We start from the raw sequence: 941 nt of genomic DNA on the forward strand, positions 1-941 counted from the left end.
GCTGTCGCCAGGGCTCAGGATCTCCGGCCGCCTCTGCACGCATCCATCCTGTTTTGCGCCGTTTCTCACCCAACAAACCATCCAGGAAAAGATTGGCCGATGCCGCAACGCGTTCCTGGGTGAATAGCACGCGCATGCGAGCCTTCACGTCCCGCAGCGACGATGCCCAAAGCTCCAGTGTCGTTTCAATCGATGCGCCCGTCATCCACGGCCTCCCTACCATGGAGACCTATTGATTCAGAATTTCAATCAATATGCAACTGTAATGCTAGTTGTCTGGTTGCGACACATCATTGGCGTAATATAGTACGTCGTCGACTTTAGTCATAAGATCGTCCGGTGCCGTCGGCTTGTAAAGAGGATTGGCGAGCGCGGGCATAAGGCCGATCCGCTCCTCTACCTTCTGGCATGGCGAACTGCCGTGGAGCACGCGCTGTCGTCGCCGATTGTAGGCACGGTTGAAGCCGGTCAGCAGGATTTCGAGATCAGCATGGCCGGCGACGTTGATGCCCATCACTTCGCTGGCGATGCGGCCGTTGAAGCGTTCGACCATGCCATTGGTTTGCGGCGTATAGGGTCGCGTCGTGCGGTGAACGACCTTGATCTTCGCGCAGGCGCGTTCGAAATCGTCGGCGGTAAAACAGGATCCCCGGTCTGTCAGCACATGGGTGATGCGGAAGGGGAAAGCCCTTCTGGCGGCCTTGAGGAAGGCGACGGCGTTGGCAGCATTTTCAGCATCGTAGACGGCCAGATGGACGAAGCGTGAGCAGCGATCGATGGCGACATAAAGGAAACGCTTGCGAGTTTCGCCGTCCGCGGTGCGCAGCTTGGGCAGATGTTTGACGTCGATATGGACAAAGCCCAGGTCATAGTCCTGGAAGCGCCCCTGTCCTTTACGCGGCTGCGCCGTGGGCTTGGGCGGTCGTCGATTGAGCCCTTCG

Annotated in this window: 1 protein-coding gene and 1 pseudogene; both read right to left on the bottom strand. The window is 58.3% G+C overall.

Annotation, left to right across the window (positions count from 1 at the left end; genetic code table 11):
• Window positions 1-205, bottom strand: a pseudogene (locus K7W03_RS27500) (IS701 family transposase); the annotation flags it as partial.
• 63 nt (window positions 206-268) lie between these two features.
• On the bottom strand, window positions 269-941 hold a 673-nt coding region (locus K7W03_RS27505; protein WP_222888138.1), incomplete at its 5' end, for a DDE-type integrase/transposase/recombinase.

It is taken from the genome of Sphingobium sp. PNB (assembly GCF_019873065.1).
In the GTDB taxonomy this organism is placed as follows: domain Bacteria; phylum Pseudomonadota; class Alphaproteobacteria; order Sphingomonadales; family Sphingomonadaceae; genus Sphingobium; species Sphingobium fuliginis.